13 protein-coding genes are annotated in these 15,015 nt (G+C 40.5%); 3 read left to right on the top strand and 10 right to left on the bottom strand.

Annotated features, from left to right (window positions below; translation table 11 throughout):
• The first annotated feature begins 236 nt into the window (after nt 1-236).
• Together GYM62_RS15300 and GYM62_RS15305 are read left to right on the top strand one after the other, a co-directional pair.
• A complete protein-coding gene (locus GYM62_RS15300; RefSeq protein WP_219957038.1) occupies nt 237-1,229 on the top strand; it encodes an aspartate-semialdehyde dehydrogenase in 993 nt (330 codons plus the stop codon).
• On the top strand, nt 1,230-2,447 hold the full coding sequence (locus tag GYM62_RS15305; RefSeq protein WP_219957039.1) for a class I SAM-dependent methyltransferase: 1,218 nt from the start codon (nt 1,230-1,232) through the stop codon (nt 2,445-2,447).
• Nucleotides 2,448-2,631: 184 nt separating this feature from the next.
• Here GYM62_RS15305 and GYM62_RS15310 read toward each other — a convergent pair whose 3' ends face one another.
• From GYM62_RS15310 to GYM62_RS15345, 8 genes are all read right to left on the bottom strand, one after another.
• Nucleotides 2,632-2,889 (bottom strand): DUF4834 family protein, encoded by a 258-nt coding sequence (locus GYM62_RS15310; protein ID WP_091653039.1) that lies wholly within the window; start codon nt 2,887-2,889, stop codon nt 2,632-2,634.
• 91 nt (nt 2,890-2,980) lie between these two features.
• The gene (gene carB / locus GYM62_RS15315; protein WP_219957040.1) at nt 2,981-5,800 is read right to left on the bottom strand and encodes a carbamoyl-phosphate synthase large subunit; all 2,820 of its coding nucleotides are present in this window, start codon (nt 5,798-5,800) and stop codon (nt 2,981-2,983) included.
• Nucleotides 5,801-5,940: 140 nt separating this feature from the next.
• Nucleotides 5,941-6,240, bottom strand: coding sequence for a hypothetical protein (locus tag GYM62_RS15320; protein ID WP_219957041.1), 300 nt, complete (start codon nt 6,238-6,240; stop codon nt 5,941-5,943).
• A 3-nt stretch (nt 6,241-6,243) separates the two neighbouring features.
• Nucleotides 6,244-7,824, bottom strand: coding sequence for a M1 family metallopeptidase (locus GYM62_RS15325; protein WP_219957042.1), 1,581 nt, complete (start codon nt 7,822-7,824; stop codon nt 6,244-6,246).
• 22 nt (nt 7,825-7,846) lie between these two features.
• The gene (locus GYM62_RS15330; protein ID WP_219957043.1) at nt 7,847-8,344 is read right to left on the bottom strand and encodes a GNAT family N-acetyltransferase; all 498 of its coding nucleotides are present in this window, start codon (nt 8,342-8,344) and stop codon (nt 7,847-7,849) included.
• 78 nt (nt 8,345-8,422) lie between these two features.
• Nucleotides 8,423-8,860 carry a UPF0158 family protein gene (locus GYM62_RS15335; protein WP_091652528.1) on the bottom strand — a complete coding sequence of 146 codons (438 nt, stop codon included), beginning with the start codon at nt 8,858-8,860 and terminating at the stop codon, nt 8,423-8,425.
• Nucleotides 8,861-8,956: 96 nt separating this feature from the next.
• Complete coding sequence (locus tag GYM62_RS15340) at nt 8,957-9,601, bottom strand: alpha/beta hydrolase (protein ID WP_219957044.1); 645 nt, start codon at nt 9,599-9,601, stop codon at nt 8,957-8,959.
• Between the two features lie 3 nt (nt 9,602-9,604).
• Nucleotides 9,605-10,084 (bottom strand): cytidine deaminase, encoded by a 480-nt coding sequence (locus tag GYM62_RS15345; protein ID WP_219957045.1) that lies wholly within the window; start codon nt 10,082-10,084, stop codon nt 9,605-9,607.
• 111 nt (nt 10,085-10,195) lie between these two features.
• Here GYM62_RS15345 and GYM62_RS15350 point away from each other — a divergent pair, with 111 nt between their 5' ends.
• Complete coding sequence (locus tag GYM62_RS15350) at nt 10,196-11,530, top strand: saccharopine dehydrogenase C-terminal domain-containing protein (RefSeq protein ID WP_219957046.1); 1,335 nt, start codon at nt 10,196-10,198, stop codon at nt 11,528-11,530.
• 13 nt (nt 11,531-11,543) lie between these two features.
• On the opposite strand, the gene GYM62_RS15355 is transcribed toward GYM62_RS15350, so the two are convergent.
• Together GYM62_RS15355 and GYM62_RS15360 are read right to left on the bottom strand one after the other, a co-directional pair.
• The gene (locus GYM62_RS15355) at nt 11,544-12,611 is read right to left on the bottom strand and encodes a DUF4249 domain-containing protein (protein ID WP_219957047.1); all 1,068 of its coding nucleotides are present in this window, start codon (nt 12,609-12,611) and stop codon (nt 11,544-11,546) included.
• A gap of 1 nt (nt 12,612) precedes the next feature.
• The gene (locus GYM62_RS15360; protein ID WP_219957048.1) at nt 12,613-15,012 is read right to left on the bottom strand and encodes a TonB-dependent receptor; all 2,400 of its coding nucleotides are present in this window, start codon (nt 15,010-15,012) and stop codon (nt 12,613-12,615) included.
• Nucleotides 15,013-15,015: the final 3 nt, after the last annotated feature.

Genomic DNA, 15,015 nt, shown 5'->3' on the forward strand with positions numbered 1-15,015 from the left:
ACTTGAAGACTTTTAACACGCCTTGAATTGAATTCGATAAAAAGTAATTCAGCAAATCAAGTCAATAAATTTCAGTATAAATCTGAAAATGAATGCATAGCTGTTAATTTTACAGCTTGAAAATAATTAACCTATTCAAACCATCATGAAATCGAGCACAACGCAAGCGACACACACTGGGATGCTTGTAAATTGTGCTGATTCCATTTGACCTCTAAAAAACAAATTATATACAGATGAAATTAGCTGTGGTAGGAGCAACCGGCCTGGTTGGCTCTGAAATTCTAGAAGTGCTGGACGAGCACAATTTTCATTACGACGAATTGCTATTGGTCGCTTCCGAGCGCTCAGTAGGTAAACAGATTGAATATAAAGGAAAAAAACATACTGTCATCGGCTTGGCTGATGCTGTAGCTGCCAAACCACATATTGCTATTTTCTCAGCTGGTGGAAGCACATCTTTGGAGTGGGCTCCCAAATTTGCTGAAGCTGGGACTACCGTTGTAGACAACTCTTCAGCCTGGAGAATGGACCCAAGCAAAAAATTGGTGGTACCAGAAATCAATGCTAAAGAACTGAACAAAGAAGACAAGATCATCGCTAACCCAAACTGCTCAACCATCCAGATGGTATTGGCATTGGAGCCTTTGAGACACCAATATGGGATCAAAAGAATTGTGGTCTCTACCTATCAGTCTGTAACAGGCACAGGTAAAGCAGCCGTAGACCAAATGATGGCGGAGCGCGCAGGTGAAGCTAATCCTCCTATGGTTTATCCTCACAAAATTGACATGAATGTGCTTCCTCATATTGATGTATTCCAGCCGAATGGATACACGAAAGAGGAGATGAAAATGATCAATGAGACCAAGAAAATCTTCAGTGACAACAGCATACAAGTAACTGCAACTACTGTCAGAATCCCTACTATGGGGGGTCACTCTGAATCAGTCAATGTGGAGTTCAACAAAGATTTTGATTTGGATGAGGTAAGAAAATTACTTTCTGAGACTCCAGGAGTAATCGTACAGGATGATCCTGCAAATTTTGTCTATCCTATGCCGATCAATGCGCATAAAAAAGATGAAGTGTTTGTAGGAAGATTGAGAAGAGACGAATCTCAGCCAAACACCCTCAATATGTGGATTGTGGCTGATAATTTGAGAAAAGGAGCGGCTACCAATGCGGTTCAGATCGCAGCTTATTTGGTGAAGAATCAATTGGTATAAATGGACTTCAGAGAGTTTCATACTACTGAATTCCAACAATTTGTGCAGGATCATCTCAGTGAAGATCCTGCACTTTTACTTTTAAAATATCAGCGAAAAACAAGCTTTGACCTAAAGGCAGCTGTTCAACAAATTTCCGCGCGACAAAAAGCTTCAAAAAAGCTCCCGGAATGGGCTGCCAATCCACAAATCATTTTTCCTCCAAGTATTTCCTTGGAACAAAGCTCATCAGAAGAAACCGCCAAAAAGAAGGCTGAAGAACTGAATGGAAAGCTGATGATAGACTTGACTGGAGGTTTTGGGGTGGATTTTTATTATTTAAGCCAAGGCTTTGAAAAAGGAATCTACTGCGAAAATCAGCCTGAGCTTTTCCAGATTTCAAAGTATAATCTAGAGCGATTGAAACCCTCCAAGGGTTCTAATCCCTTGGAGGGTTTAGATAGCAAATTTGCCTTTTTTGAAGGGGATGGTTTGGAATTTTTGGAGAAAACTAAGCTTCATTTTGACCTCATTTATTCTGATCCAGCTAGAAGAGGAAAGGGAAATCAAAAGCTCTACAAGCTAAAAGATTGTCAGCCGGATTTGGTGACAGTTTGGGAAGACTTGAAAAAAAAGTCGAATGAGATTCTCTTGAAATATTCCCCTATGCTCGATATCAGTCAAGCTTGGTCGGAGCTGTCTGAAATTCAAAAAATCACCATTCTTTCTGTGAAAAACGAGGTAAAGGAGCTTTTGCTTCACTGGAAAAAGGATAATACCTCGCCTAAGAAAAAGGTGGTTGCGATTGATTTGGGCGGGAATTTACCGGAGTTTGAGTTTGAAAGGGAAGAAGAAGAACTAGCCCAATCCTCATTTGGAGAAGCAGAAAAATACTTGATTGAGCCTTCCAGTGGAGTATTAAAAGCCGGGGCTTTCAAATTATTCGGATCACGTTTTGGCCTAAAAAAACTGGACTCAAACAGTCACTTATATACATCAGAGAACTTACCTCAAAATATCCCAGGAAAAGTCTTTGAAATACTTGAAGAACTCCCTGCCAAGAAAAATGAGCTAAAAAGCCGATTCCCTTCCGGCAAAGTGAATGTGATTACCAGGAATTACCTAATGGGAACAGATGCCCTGAAAAAGAAAATGGGCTTGAAAGATGGAGGAGAAGATTTTTTAATTGGCACCAAGTCTTTGTCTGGGTATAAGCTATTTTGGTGTAAAAGAGTCTAGTAACAGTTTTTAGTAGGCAGTATGCATATGGTGGAAATTTCGATCTGAATTTTTATTCCTTATAATGCACTAAAGAACACCTTTATCTTCTCTCCATATCTGAAGTCAGGAAAGGTAGCCTGATAAGCATTTAAAAGTAAAAGGACTTTGTTTCCACTGAATTCGGCAAAAAAAAAGGGAAGGATTACTCCTTCACTTCTTCATAATCGACGTATTCACCGCCTTCTATATCTTTTTTCCGTTTGGCTTCATGAGATTTGGGAATGTAATCAACCGAGATATCTTCTTTAGGCCTTGATTGAGACTGTTGGGCTCTTCTTTGCTCTCGCTCCATCTCCTGAACATGAGCAGCAAACTTGGCCAACTTACTCCGCAAAAAATAGCGAATTAATTGACCCAACAACCAACCAACACCTAAAACTATAATCAGAAATTTTACCAAAACTCTCTTCTTTTTATCCCTTTTAAATTTCAATCAAGGAGTAATATCTCACATGAAATCATCAGCTTTCTCACTTAAGCCTTCAAACTTCTTACCTACTGAGGTACAAGTTTCTCTCCGAATAGATTTTTAAGAAATAATCATCCATCAAATCATCTATGAAGTAAATCGCTTCACCCGTAGACTTCATTTCTGGACCCAATTCCTTATTTACATTCGGGAATTTGTGGAAAGAGAAAACTGGTTCCTTGATTGCATAACCCTTTTTGGTAGGTTTGAATTCAAAATCAGTCACTTTTTTCTCTCCAAGCATCACCTTAGTCGCATAATTCACGTAAGGCTCCTGATAGGCTTTACAGATAAATGGTACGGTTCTGGAAGCTCTTGGGTTGGCCTCAATCACATAAACCTTATCATTTTTGATCGCAAACTGAATATTGATCAAGCCCACCGTTTTGAGAGCTAGGGCAATCTTTTCGGTGTATGTTTCAATCTGACGGATTACCAAATCTCCCAAGTTGTATGGAGGCAATACCGCATAGGAATCTCCTGAGTGGATACCTGCAGGTTCGATATGCTGCATGATCCCGATGATATACACATTCTCTCCATCACAAATCGCATCTGCCTCAGCTTCAATCGCACCTTCCAAGAAGTGATCCAACAAAATCTCATTGTTTGGAATATCTTTTAGCACATTTACCACATGCTCTTCCAGCTCTTTTTCATTGATCACGATTTTCATCCCCTGACCACCTAATACATAACTAGGTCTCACTAGCAATGGGAATCCAATGGTTTTGCAAAGCTCAAGTGCTTCATCCGTGTTATGGATCGTTCCAAATTCAGGATAAGGCACATTGTTTTCTTTCAAAAGCGTAGAGAAAAGACCTCTATCTTCCGCCAAATCCAAAGCTTCAAAGCTGGTACCGATAATCTTGATTCCGTATTTATCCAGCTTTTCAGCCAATTTCAAGGCAGTCTGTCCACCTAACTGAACTATTACTCCTTCAGGCTTTTCATGAAGGATAATCTCATAGATATGCTCCCAGAAAACTGGTTCGAAGTAAAGCTTATCTGCTACATCCGGATCTGTCGAAACTGTTTCCGGATTACAGTTGATCATGATGGTCTCATAGCCCAACTCTTTGGCTGCCAAAACTCCGTGAACGCAAGAATAGTCGAACTCAATCCCCTGGCCTACTCGGTTTGGTCCTGAACCAAGTACCACCACTTTTTTCTTATCAGATCTAACTGATTCATTTTCCTCTCCAAAAGAAGAGTAATAATATGGGGTCTGTGCTTCAAACTCTGCCGCACAAGTATCTACTAATTTGTAGACACGCTTGATACCCATTTCTTCATAGCGCTTGGTAAAAACTTCACTTTCCAAGCAACCCAATAAATGAGCTATTTGTCGGTCAGCATAGCCTTTCTTCTTCGCCAAATCCATTACTTCGAATGGAATGGTATCAATCTCATATTTTTCAATCTCACCTTCCAGGTGAATCAATTCTTCTATTTGCTTCAAAAACCACTTGTCGATTTTGGTCAAATCCTGAATGGTTCTGAATGAAATACCCAATTTGAAGGCATCATATACATGGAACAGTCTATTCCAGCTTGGATTAGCCAAGGAGTATAGAATCTGTGCTTGGTCTCTCAACTCTTTTCCATCAGCTCCCAAACCGTTTCTCTTGATCTCTAGGGACTGACAGGCTTTTTGTAAGGCTTCTTGGAAGTTTCTTCCAATTCCCATTACCTCTCCCACTGCCTTCATGGAAAGTCCCAATCGACGGTCAGATCCTTTGAATTTGTCAAAATTCCAACGAGGAATTTTCACAATGACATAGTCAATGGATGGCTCAAAATAAGCTGAAGTAGTTCCCGTGATAGAGTTTGGTAACTCATCCAAATTGTAACCTATAGCCAATTTGGCTGCTACTTTAGCAATTGGATACCCAGTAGCTTTAGAAGCTAGAGCAGAAGATCTAGATACTCGTGGGTTGATCTCAATCCCGATGATCTCCTGATTGTCAGGGCTGACTGCAAACTGCACATTACATCCTCCAGCAAAATTTCCGATACTGTTCATCATAGTGATCGCATAATTCCTCATGCGTTGATACACGGTATCCGGAAGGGTTTGAATTGGTGCAACCGTGATCGAATCCCCGGTATGTACACCCATAGGATCAAAGTTTTCGATGGAACAGATAACGATCATATTTCCGATGTTATCCCGCATGACCTCTAGCTCATACTCTTTCCACCCCAAGATACTTTGCTCTATCAAAACCTCATGTACAGGTGAGGCTTGCAGACCTGCACTGAGTAATCTTTCAAAATCTTCTTCTTTTTCAACGAAAGCGCCTCCAGCACCACCTAGTGTATAGGATGCACGGATGATGAGAGGAAATCCAATTTCTTGTGCTATTTCCTTTCCTTGAAGGAATGAGGTGGCAGTAGCTCCTTTACAAACTCCTACCCCAATTTTCTCCATCAATGCTTTAAATTTTTCCCGGTTTTCGGCTGTATCGATAGCATCGATATCCACACCGATCATTCTTACTCCGAAATTTTTCCATATTCCTGCTTTTTCGCAGTCAATGGCCAAGTTTAAAGCTGTTTGACCACCCATAGTCGGTAATACCGTGTCAATGTCCGGGTGATCTGTTAGAATTTTTTTGATGGATTTCTTTTCCAGTGGGAGCAAATACACGTTGTCTGCTGTCACCGGATCTGTCATAATCGTCGCTGGGTTGGAATTGATCAAGGTGACAATGATGCCTTCTTCACGAAGGGATCTGGATGCCTGCGAGCCTGAATAGTCGAATTCGCATGCTTGACCGATGACGATGGGACCTGAACCGATGATGAGTACGTGCTTGATACTACTGTCTTTAGGCATTAGAGAAGGAGGTTGAAGAGAAATTTTTACTTAAGTCCAAATTGGGGCAAAATTAGAAAAATATTCTAAAGGGGCATGGATAAGTTACAATTAAGTCCCCAAAACTGCCAAATAATCTGAAAAAAGGACTTACTAGAATTTTAGCTCAGTCGAAAAAGCAAAAATGTGACTAATCCTAAAACAGTAAGTGTCAGTAAAATCAGAGTCACTCGAAAAAGTTTTTTTCTTAAAATCAGATCACTTTCATTTAATTCTCTGACTTTACCTTCCTTCTTAGCTTTCTCTTCCAGTGCTATTCCAATAGGCAAGCCGATCGCTATGCCTGTACCCACAAAAGCAAAATTCCCCAAAGCCAAACTTAAGGCAATCCCCATAGGAAAGCCCATCAAAATACCGATCATGACATAATAACCTTGAGCCTTTTGCTTTTTGATTTCCATTTTTTAACGCTTAAGCATATACCAATAATTTGGGTCTACCTCAGGTGCAGTTTGACTTTTAATTAGCATAGGCTTCATGCCTAGATTCACCTTTTGGACTCCTTCTGATGTTCCAATTTCCACAGGCATTTCAAAGTCAATTCTTTTCAAACTCACTTGCCAGCCCTTTTTGCCCTTATTTTTCACCTCCACTTCAGGAAGGGAGGTGGTCAATAAATATAAATCGAAAAACCCACGCAGATCTTTTCCAGAGTAATCTAAAACGAAGTTTACAAAATCATCCGAATTAACTCGATTTTGATAAGTAAATCGATCATCACTGGCAAAAGCCTTTAGCATAGGGAAAAATAATTCATCCCCCAGAAAACCTCTCAGAGAGTGCATGATATAAGCTCCCTTCGTATAAATTTCAGGATGATAAGCCTCTTCTTCTGTACTGTTTGGAGGACTTTGTACCGGCTTGGCATGCGGAATATTTCGAAGCTCTGATTTCACTTTTTTCAAATACGCTTCTTCCCCTCCATGCTCCAGATAAAATAGCCAATCTCCATATGCGGTAATGCCTTCATGAATCCACATGTCTGCCCAATCACCTACTGAGACTTTATTTCCAAACCACTCATGCCCTAATTCATGATGTAAAAGCCAGTCATATTGAACCTTTCCCATAGGTACAAACTGGAAATTATTCCCATAGGCATTGATAGTCTGATGCTCCATCCCCAAATAAGGGGTTTCCACTACCGCAATTTTATCATCCGGAAATGGAAATGGTCCAAAATACTTTTCATGAGTTTTGACACTTTCCTCCAACACCTGAAGTAATGCCGATGCTTTTCTTCTATTTTCCTGCAAAACATACACTACCAGAGGAACCTGTCTCCCTGATACACTGGTGAAAATGGAACTTTCTTCTTCAAAAACTCCCAGAGTAAAATTGATATTGTAATTATTGATAGGATATTCAGTAGCCCAGTGAAAGGTGGTTTTCTCCTGTCCTTTTTGGGTATCCAATAAACGACCATTAGAGGCTACGAAATAGGGATTTGGCGCAGTGAAATAAAGATCAACTCCCTGACTGGGCTCAGAACTGGGGTGGTCTAATGCCGGCATGAATATTTTTGCTCCTTCTCCTTGAGAAGATAATCCCATCCAATGGTTTCCTAGTCTGTCCTTTTCCCAGGTAAAACCTCCAGTCCAAGGCGGGTTGATAGCTATGGGAGTTTTTCCTGAATAATGTACTGTGACTTGATCACAGGTGCAGTCTATGGGTATAATATCCAATACATCATTTTGATGAGAAAACTTTACCTCCTCCCCATTCATTGTCACTTTGGATACTTCGTATTCATCAATCAACTGAAAACGGAGGGTATCTAATTTCTCAGAACTATCAAAAGTGATGGTACTAGAACCCGCAATAGATTGATTTTCAGGAAAAAGCTCTAGTCTCAACTCATAATGGACTATGCTAAACTTACTTTGGAGCGGGTCCATTGGACCTCCCCAATCCCAATTTTGTGCAAAGGAAAACTGACAACAAAACCAGGTTAAAGAGAGGAGTAGCAGGGATATTCTTTTCATGAAGGAAATATAAGAAATAAGCCTAAGAAGGATAAAGCCTGTAGAGCATCTCCAATAGATGAACCCCAAAATTCCGTGATTTCATTTGAGATACCTTTTTGAACCCATAACGCTCATAAAGACTAATGGCAGGATCTAGGCCAGAGGTTGTATAAAGGTAAGCTCCTCTGTACCCTTTTTCTTTGTAGAATTCCATCCACTCTTCCATTAGCTTTTTTCCCAAACCCATGCCTCTGTAAGGCTTTTCCAAAATGAAATATCGAAGTTGGGCCTGTTCATCTTGTCTATGCATCAAAAGTAAAAATCCGACCATTTTTCCCTCTGACTCCACCACCCAGACTTTATCTCGGTTGGCGTCATATTGTCGGTAAAACTCCAAAAGGCTGTCCATTACATAGGCTTCGAAACCCAACCCAAAATTATGTTCCTCTGCATAAATTCTTCCGTGCAGAGCGGCTATTTGCCCTAAATCTCCAGGGTTCAGTTGATTCCGAATGAAAATCTTAGCTTCAGTTTCCATAGAAAAATAATTGAGAGCCTATGAAACTACTCAAAATCAGGCAAAAAGAAAACCGCCAAGATATCTTGGCGGCTACTTTTAATTCTCTGCGTAGTTGAAACTATCTACTTGTTCCTTGACCCAATCCTGATACTTGGACTTTCTATACTCAGCCCAATCTTCTTGGTATTTGGACTCGTCAATCAAAAATTTAAATGCTGTCATTGATTTTGGCTTGGTCAAAGCGTTGACTAAATCCTCGGCAAGATTTCTCTCTTTTACCCTTCTATCAATGAAATCCTGCATGATTTGATGCTCTTGAGGAACTTCCATTTTGGTAAACTCCGCGAAATTATCCGGCTCGGCATCAATCTCGTCTAAAATATCCTCTTCGTCGGGAGTCAGATCATAATTGAAATAATCTTCATCATCAGGCATAAAGTGGATTTTCTTTTTGTCGATCTGGTAAAAACAGACCATACCTTTAAGTAATTGGGTAGCAATGAAATCTACCTCTTTTTCTGTAAGCGAAAGCATGGATGGTTTTGAAATATTTTCAGAAAAATAACGAATGTCAGATTCTGGATCAATTATTTTTTAATGTTACAAATCATGCGCCAAACTAGGAACAATTTACTTGACTTCCATCATCATTTTCAAAATTTCTGTATCAAGTTCATGCCCTCCCTCAAATGTGATCTTTTCAATCGATTTACCCAAACTTCTGATCAGTTCCTCCTGCTTTTCAATACTTTCCGGAGTAATCAGTTCATCTTGAGTTCCTAAGACCAATTTCAAGTTTGTTTGGGAAAATTTACCTCTCGCATCCTCTAACTGCATATCATGTGCAAAGCCTCCTGCCCATAATATCAAGGAGTCCACTTTCCCAGACCATCTGCTAGCCCATCTGGTTGCAGTTGCAGCACCTTGAGAGAAACCCAGGATTTTTATCTTTGGCTTCTTTTCAAATTTCCTGAGATATGACGCCATTAACTCATCTAGGTATCGATGGTTATTTTCAATCGCTTTTTCCCGCTCATGCCTAGTCATCCAGTTGGCTCCAACTCTCCCTTGAAAATCTTTCAAATAAGCATAATTAGTCCCTTCTGGAGCTATAAATAAGCGGTTTCCGTCAAAAAAGGGCTGGAATTTTCTGATAAAAAACTCAGCCAATTGCCCGTAGCCATGGAAAAGCAACCAAATTTCCTTTTCCCGAAAATCAGGCTCTTTGGAAACTACATAATGAGCCTCATATTCAAATCGTATACTTTTTTTCAAAATCTAGCCTTTCAGATCATTGAATTTAAGAGGAAGCAGATTTTCCACTCCATCTATGCGATAGATTTTCCCATCAGCTCTCAAAAAAAGCATTTTTATGGCCTGATTAAACCGGTTTTCTACTTCGTTGATGGTTTGCCTGCAGATCCCGCAAGGGGAAACTACCGCCCACTGATCCTCTCCCGCTCTTTGTGCCACTACTGCCATCATAATTGGAGCAGATTGAGGATAATTAGCTCCTGCATAGCCTAAAACCAGTTGCTCGGCACAAACTCCTGCAGGGAAGCTGACATTTTCCTGATTACTGCATTGAAGCATGTTTCCATTTTCTAAAAGAACTGCCGCTCCCACTCGAAAAGAAGAATAAGGAGCATAGGCAGCTTGACTGATAGCTTTTGCTTTTTCCACCAATGCCTGCTCTTGTGGATCTAAATCTGAAAAATCCAGAATTTCTAAATAACTCTTTACTTCTATTTTTTGCATGTAATGAATTGCTTGGGGGAAATCGAACGAGTAAATTAATGAATTGTTCACCAAAATCTGGAATTCTCCCTTTTTCCTGCGAGTTTTATCAGGAGAACTCAAATTTTACCCATGCATAGTATTTTGATTTTAGGAGGCGGAAAATCCTCCACTTACCTCATTGATTATCTTGCTGACACTTGTCAAAACAAAGACAGGAAATTGATTTTAGCAGACCTGGATGAAAAAGCAGCTTTGGAAAAGCTCAAAAACCGCCCCAATACTTTTGCAAAATCTTTGGATGTTTCCGATCCTGAAAAAAGAAAATCGCTTATTCAGGAATCCGACCTGGTGATCTCCATGCTTCCTGCCTTTATGCACCCAACAATTGCCAAAGACTGTTTGGATTTAGGCAAGCATTTTTTCTCTGCCTCCTATGAATCTGAGGATTTGAAAAAGATGGCTTCAGAGATCAGTGAAAAAGGATTGTTTTTTTTGAATGAATGTGGCTTGGATCCAGGAATAGATCACATGTCTGCCATGAAAATTATTGATGAAGCAAAGAAAAAAGGGCATCAAATCACCTCTTTCAAATCCTACTGCGGAGGACTTCTTGCACCCGAATCGGAAGATAATCCCTGGAAGTATAAATTCACCTGGAACCCAAGAAATGTGGTATTGGCAGGTCAGGGAACTTCGCGTTATATAGAAAAAGGAGACCTTAAATTCATTCCTTATCATCAACTTTATAAGAGGCTGGAATCCATACATTTTGAAGGATTGGGAGATTTTGATGGCTATGCCAACCGGGATTCCTTAAGCTATAGAAAAGTATATGGTCTGGAAAATATCCCAACCTTGCTGCGAGGAACTTTAAGAAGGGCCGGTTACTGCAAAGCTTGGAATGTATTCGTTCAGTTGGGGATGACAGATGATAGTTTTGAGGTGAATTTTCCTGAAAACAGTACACTGCGGGATTTCATCAATGCATTTTTACCCTATGACTCTCAACTTTCCGTGGAAGAAAAACTAGGAGAGTTGATCCAAGATTTGGACTTCCCAACCTTTGAAAAATTACAATGGCTGGGATTTTTTAGTGATCGAAAGCTGCCAAAAACATCCGGAAGTCCCGCCTCCTTACTTCAAGCAATTTTGGAAATCGATTGGGCTTTGGGGAAAGAAGATCGGGATATGATCGTGATGCAGCATTTGTTCGAACTAGAAACTGATCAAGGAAAAGAGATGCTCACATCAAGTTTAGTCTGCTTCGGAGAGGATTCGACCTACACCGCCATGGCTAAAACTGTAGGATTACCCCTCGCTATTGCGGTGGATTTATTTTTGGATGGAAAAATAAAACTAAGCGGATTGCATCTACCCATCCTCCCAGAAATCTACCTACCCATACTGGAAGAGTTGGAAAAAAGAGGGATAGTATTCCAAGAAAAATCTGAATTCCAGCCATAGACCGGAGTTCAGATTAAGGATTCCAATCAGCAGGCGGAGCTACTTGGGCGCCCGGAACTTCCCTGCAATCGTCGGGAATAATAGCTTTATTTTGTCGGAAGGTTAAATCATTCTGATCGATATAGATTCTCCTTACCGTCTCTGCGCCTACTATAAAGTAACCTAAAACCACTTCTTCAGGATTTTCCAAATTAATCATATTACCACGAATACTAGCAGGAGGAGGATCAAATACCGAGCCGCTGATCTCTGTTTGTTGCTTTACCAACCTAAGAAAACGATAGGCCTCTTGTGAAATGCTCATCTGCCTCACATCTATCCGGTAGGTCTTGACAAATCGCAAGCCGTCATCCTCAATAAATGCAACTGGGATCCTAGTAGTTAAGCCATTGAAATTATCATCATTTGCGATGAATATGCTTTGGTTACTGACTTGTTCTGATCTAAAACATGCAATACAACAAGGTTTGGGCTGAGGATCACGACTTGGGTTAGCATCAGATGGTCGAGGGGTAAATAGGTCAGGCCTGGTTTCCAAAACGTAAACTGACGGACCATTTCGCCAGAAGTAGAAGTTATTTTCATCCACAGGATCATTGATCTCTGCTATCAACTGAACTCCCGATCTATCATTCAATTCTCCTTCTACAGGAATCCGAACAGTCTGAACACTGAGGTTATTGATTTCAGGCACTGCATTAACTTTCTCAGGAAAAGAAGTATAGACGGTTCCATCTGGCGTTTGTATCTGCAAGGTGTAGCTTCGTCCAAGCTGGGCAGCAAAATTTTCAGGTGTAAAATAAGCTCCCCTATCATTTGCTGACTCAGCTAGAAAAACTACATTTCCCAAATCATCTCTTACAATAACCGTAGCACCTGTGACTGGCCGTATCAGCCCTTCAAATACAGAACCATAAGTAGCACTTCTTGTCAGTCGAATTACCTGTCTACCCGGCTGTGTGGTAATCATTCCCTCTATGGTAAGCAATTGCTCCCCTTCCCCAACTTCCACTTCATAGGGATCAATGCAGGCCATAGGCAGCATCAAAAGGACGTAAAAAAGCTTTTTAAATACTCTCATCTCAAAACTTAATTGAATAGCTTAAACTTGGTAAAGGAACTCCCAACACTGCCAAACGGAGGGCTTGAGGAGGTGCTCCTGCTTCATCCACAAAAAAGAGAGAGAATGGATTTCTTCTTCCGTATACATTGAGAATGGAGAAAGTCCAATCACCATCGTAGAATTTGCCTTTTCCTTTCAACTTAAAATTCACTGAAAAGTCCAGCCGGTGGAAATCCGGAAGTCTCTGTTCATTTCTTCTGTCGAAGAAAGCTAGATTATTCCCAGAGTAATCAAACTTGGCCTCAGGAAAAGTAACTGGTCTCCCTGTACTGTATCCGAAAGTTGCAGAAATAGAGGTATTGGTGGAAACCTTGTAATTTCCGATCAATGTCAAATCATGAGGCTTATCGAAATTAGAAGCAAACCATTCGCCATCGTTGATCATTTCTTCCTCAAATGGTGTAATTACTCTTCTCAAGCTTCTGGAATAGGTATAGGACACCCAACCTGTCAATCTTCCCAAATTCTTTTTCACATACAACTCAATCCCATACGCTCTGCCCTGTGCAGGAACAAGCTCGGTTTCAATATGATTTTGAAGGATTAGGTTAGCACCATCTTTATACTCCACCACATTTTGAATGTCCTTGTAGTAGACCTCAATAGAAGTCTCGAATATATTCCCCTTGAAATTGTTATAAAATCCCAAGGAGTATTGATCTACGATCTGAGGCTTTAAAAACTCATCACTCAACTTCCAAACATCTGTCGGCGCAATGGTTGCTGTGTTGGAAATTAAATGGATGAATTGATACATTTTGTTGTATCCAGCTTTGATAGAGCTGTATTTGGAAAGCGAGTAGCGAATCGAGCCCCTAGGACCAAGTCCATCATAGGAAATAATGTTTTCACCATCCGCATAGCTTCTTTCCGAAATAGCTGAACCTTCAGATTTGGGTTGGTTTTCGGCATATTGTCTCACCGTCCTTGGTCCCAAATACTGATACATGTCATACCTTAAGCCGTAGGATATCCCAATTTTCTCTCCGAATTCCAGTTCATGCTGAAAATGTACCCCGGATTCCCTACCAAATTCATCCTGCACCTTTTTAGGCAATATTCCAGATTCCTGTTCGCTGGAGGGGATCAATTCACCGGGCTGTATAGTTAAATCTTTGAAGTCACCGCCAAAAGTCAATCTGTTATTTTCTCCGATCTGGTAAGTCATGAATGCCTTAATTCCGAAATCTTGAATTCCTGAATTCAAATCAAAATCATTGATCCCTGATCGATTAAAGATGCTGTAATCATATTGAGTATAATAACCCAACGCCTCTAGGCTCAACTTCTCGCCAAACTTGCTTTTCCACTGAAGAGAGTGAGAATTATTTTTCCAGGAAATTGTAGTATCTGAGGCAAAAGCAAAATCATCGTAAGAGGTGTAATAGCTATAGGTGAATTCATTGTTTTCAGAAATAGGAGCTGAAATCACCAAATTGCCATCATAAAAATTCGCCTGAGAATTATTCAAGTCAGGATTGCTCAAAGCACCTAAAAACCAATTGATATAGGAGCCTCTAAAGCCTCCCCTGACAGATAATTTATTCTTGATAAGCGGTCCATTAACCCCGATTTTTCCAGAAAAATTACTCAACATCAAGTCTCCTCCCCATTTGTCAATACTTCCGGTTTTTGGTAGAATATCCAAAATGGATGAACCCCTGCCCCCGTAGCGTGTTGGGATTACTGACTTGTATAAAGTCACATCATTGACCACATCCGCATTGAAAGAAGTAAAAAGCCCAAAAAGGTGAGTTGGGTTATAAATTGGAGCCCCGGCAAACTGAATTAGGTTTTGATCTGCCCCTCCTCCACGTACATTCAATCCTGCTGCGGCCTCACCAACTTGCGAAACACCTGGAAGCGTAGCCATAGAGCGAATGATATCCACTTCCCCGAGGAATGGAGGGAGTTCCTTGATCGAGTTCATACTCAATGTAATCGCCCCCATATCGGTTGATCGAATATTTTTCTCCGGATCTCTTCCAAAAATAACCACATCGTCCAACTGAAAATCTTCTTGAAGCATCCGAATGGAAATTCTTCCATCTCCTACTGCAACGATGGGATATTTGATGGTCTCATATCCCACATATCTAAACTCCAAAATGTATTCAGCCCGGTCAAGAACTAGTTCAAATCCTCCATTGGAATCAGTGATCCGGGTGACGTTCAATTCAGGTACTGTTACAGTAGCACCTACCAGTGCTTCACCTGTAATCTCATCCATTATTCTCCCTGAGATTTTGATGTTTTTCAATTGCCCAATATCTCTACCGACTACCTCCCTTTTGGGTTGGGTTTGGGTAAAAGCCACATGCGTGAGCAAGAAAAGTATAAGAGGTAAAAGTCGCTTCATAGT

The organism is Algoriphagus sp. NBT04N3, from assembly GCF_019443765.1.
In the GTDB taxonomy this organism is placed as follows: domain Bacteria; phylum Bacteroidota; class Bacteroidia; order Cytophagales; family Cyclobacteriaceae; genus Algoriphagus; species Algoriphagus ornithinivorans.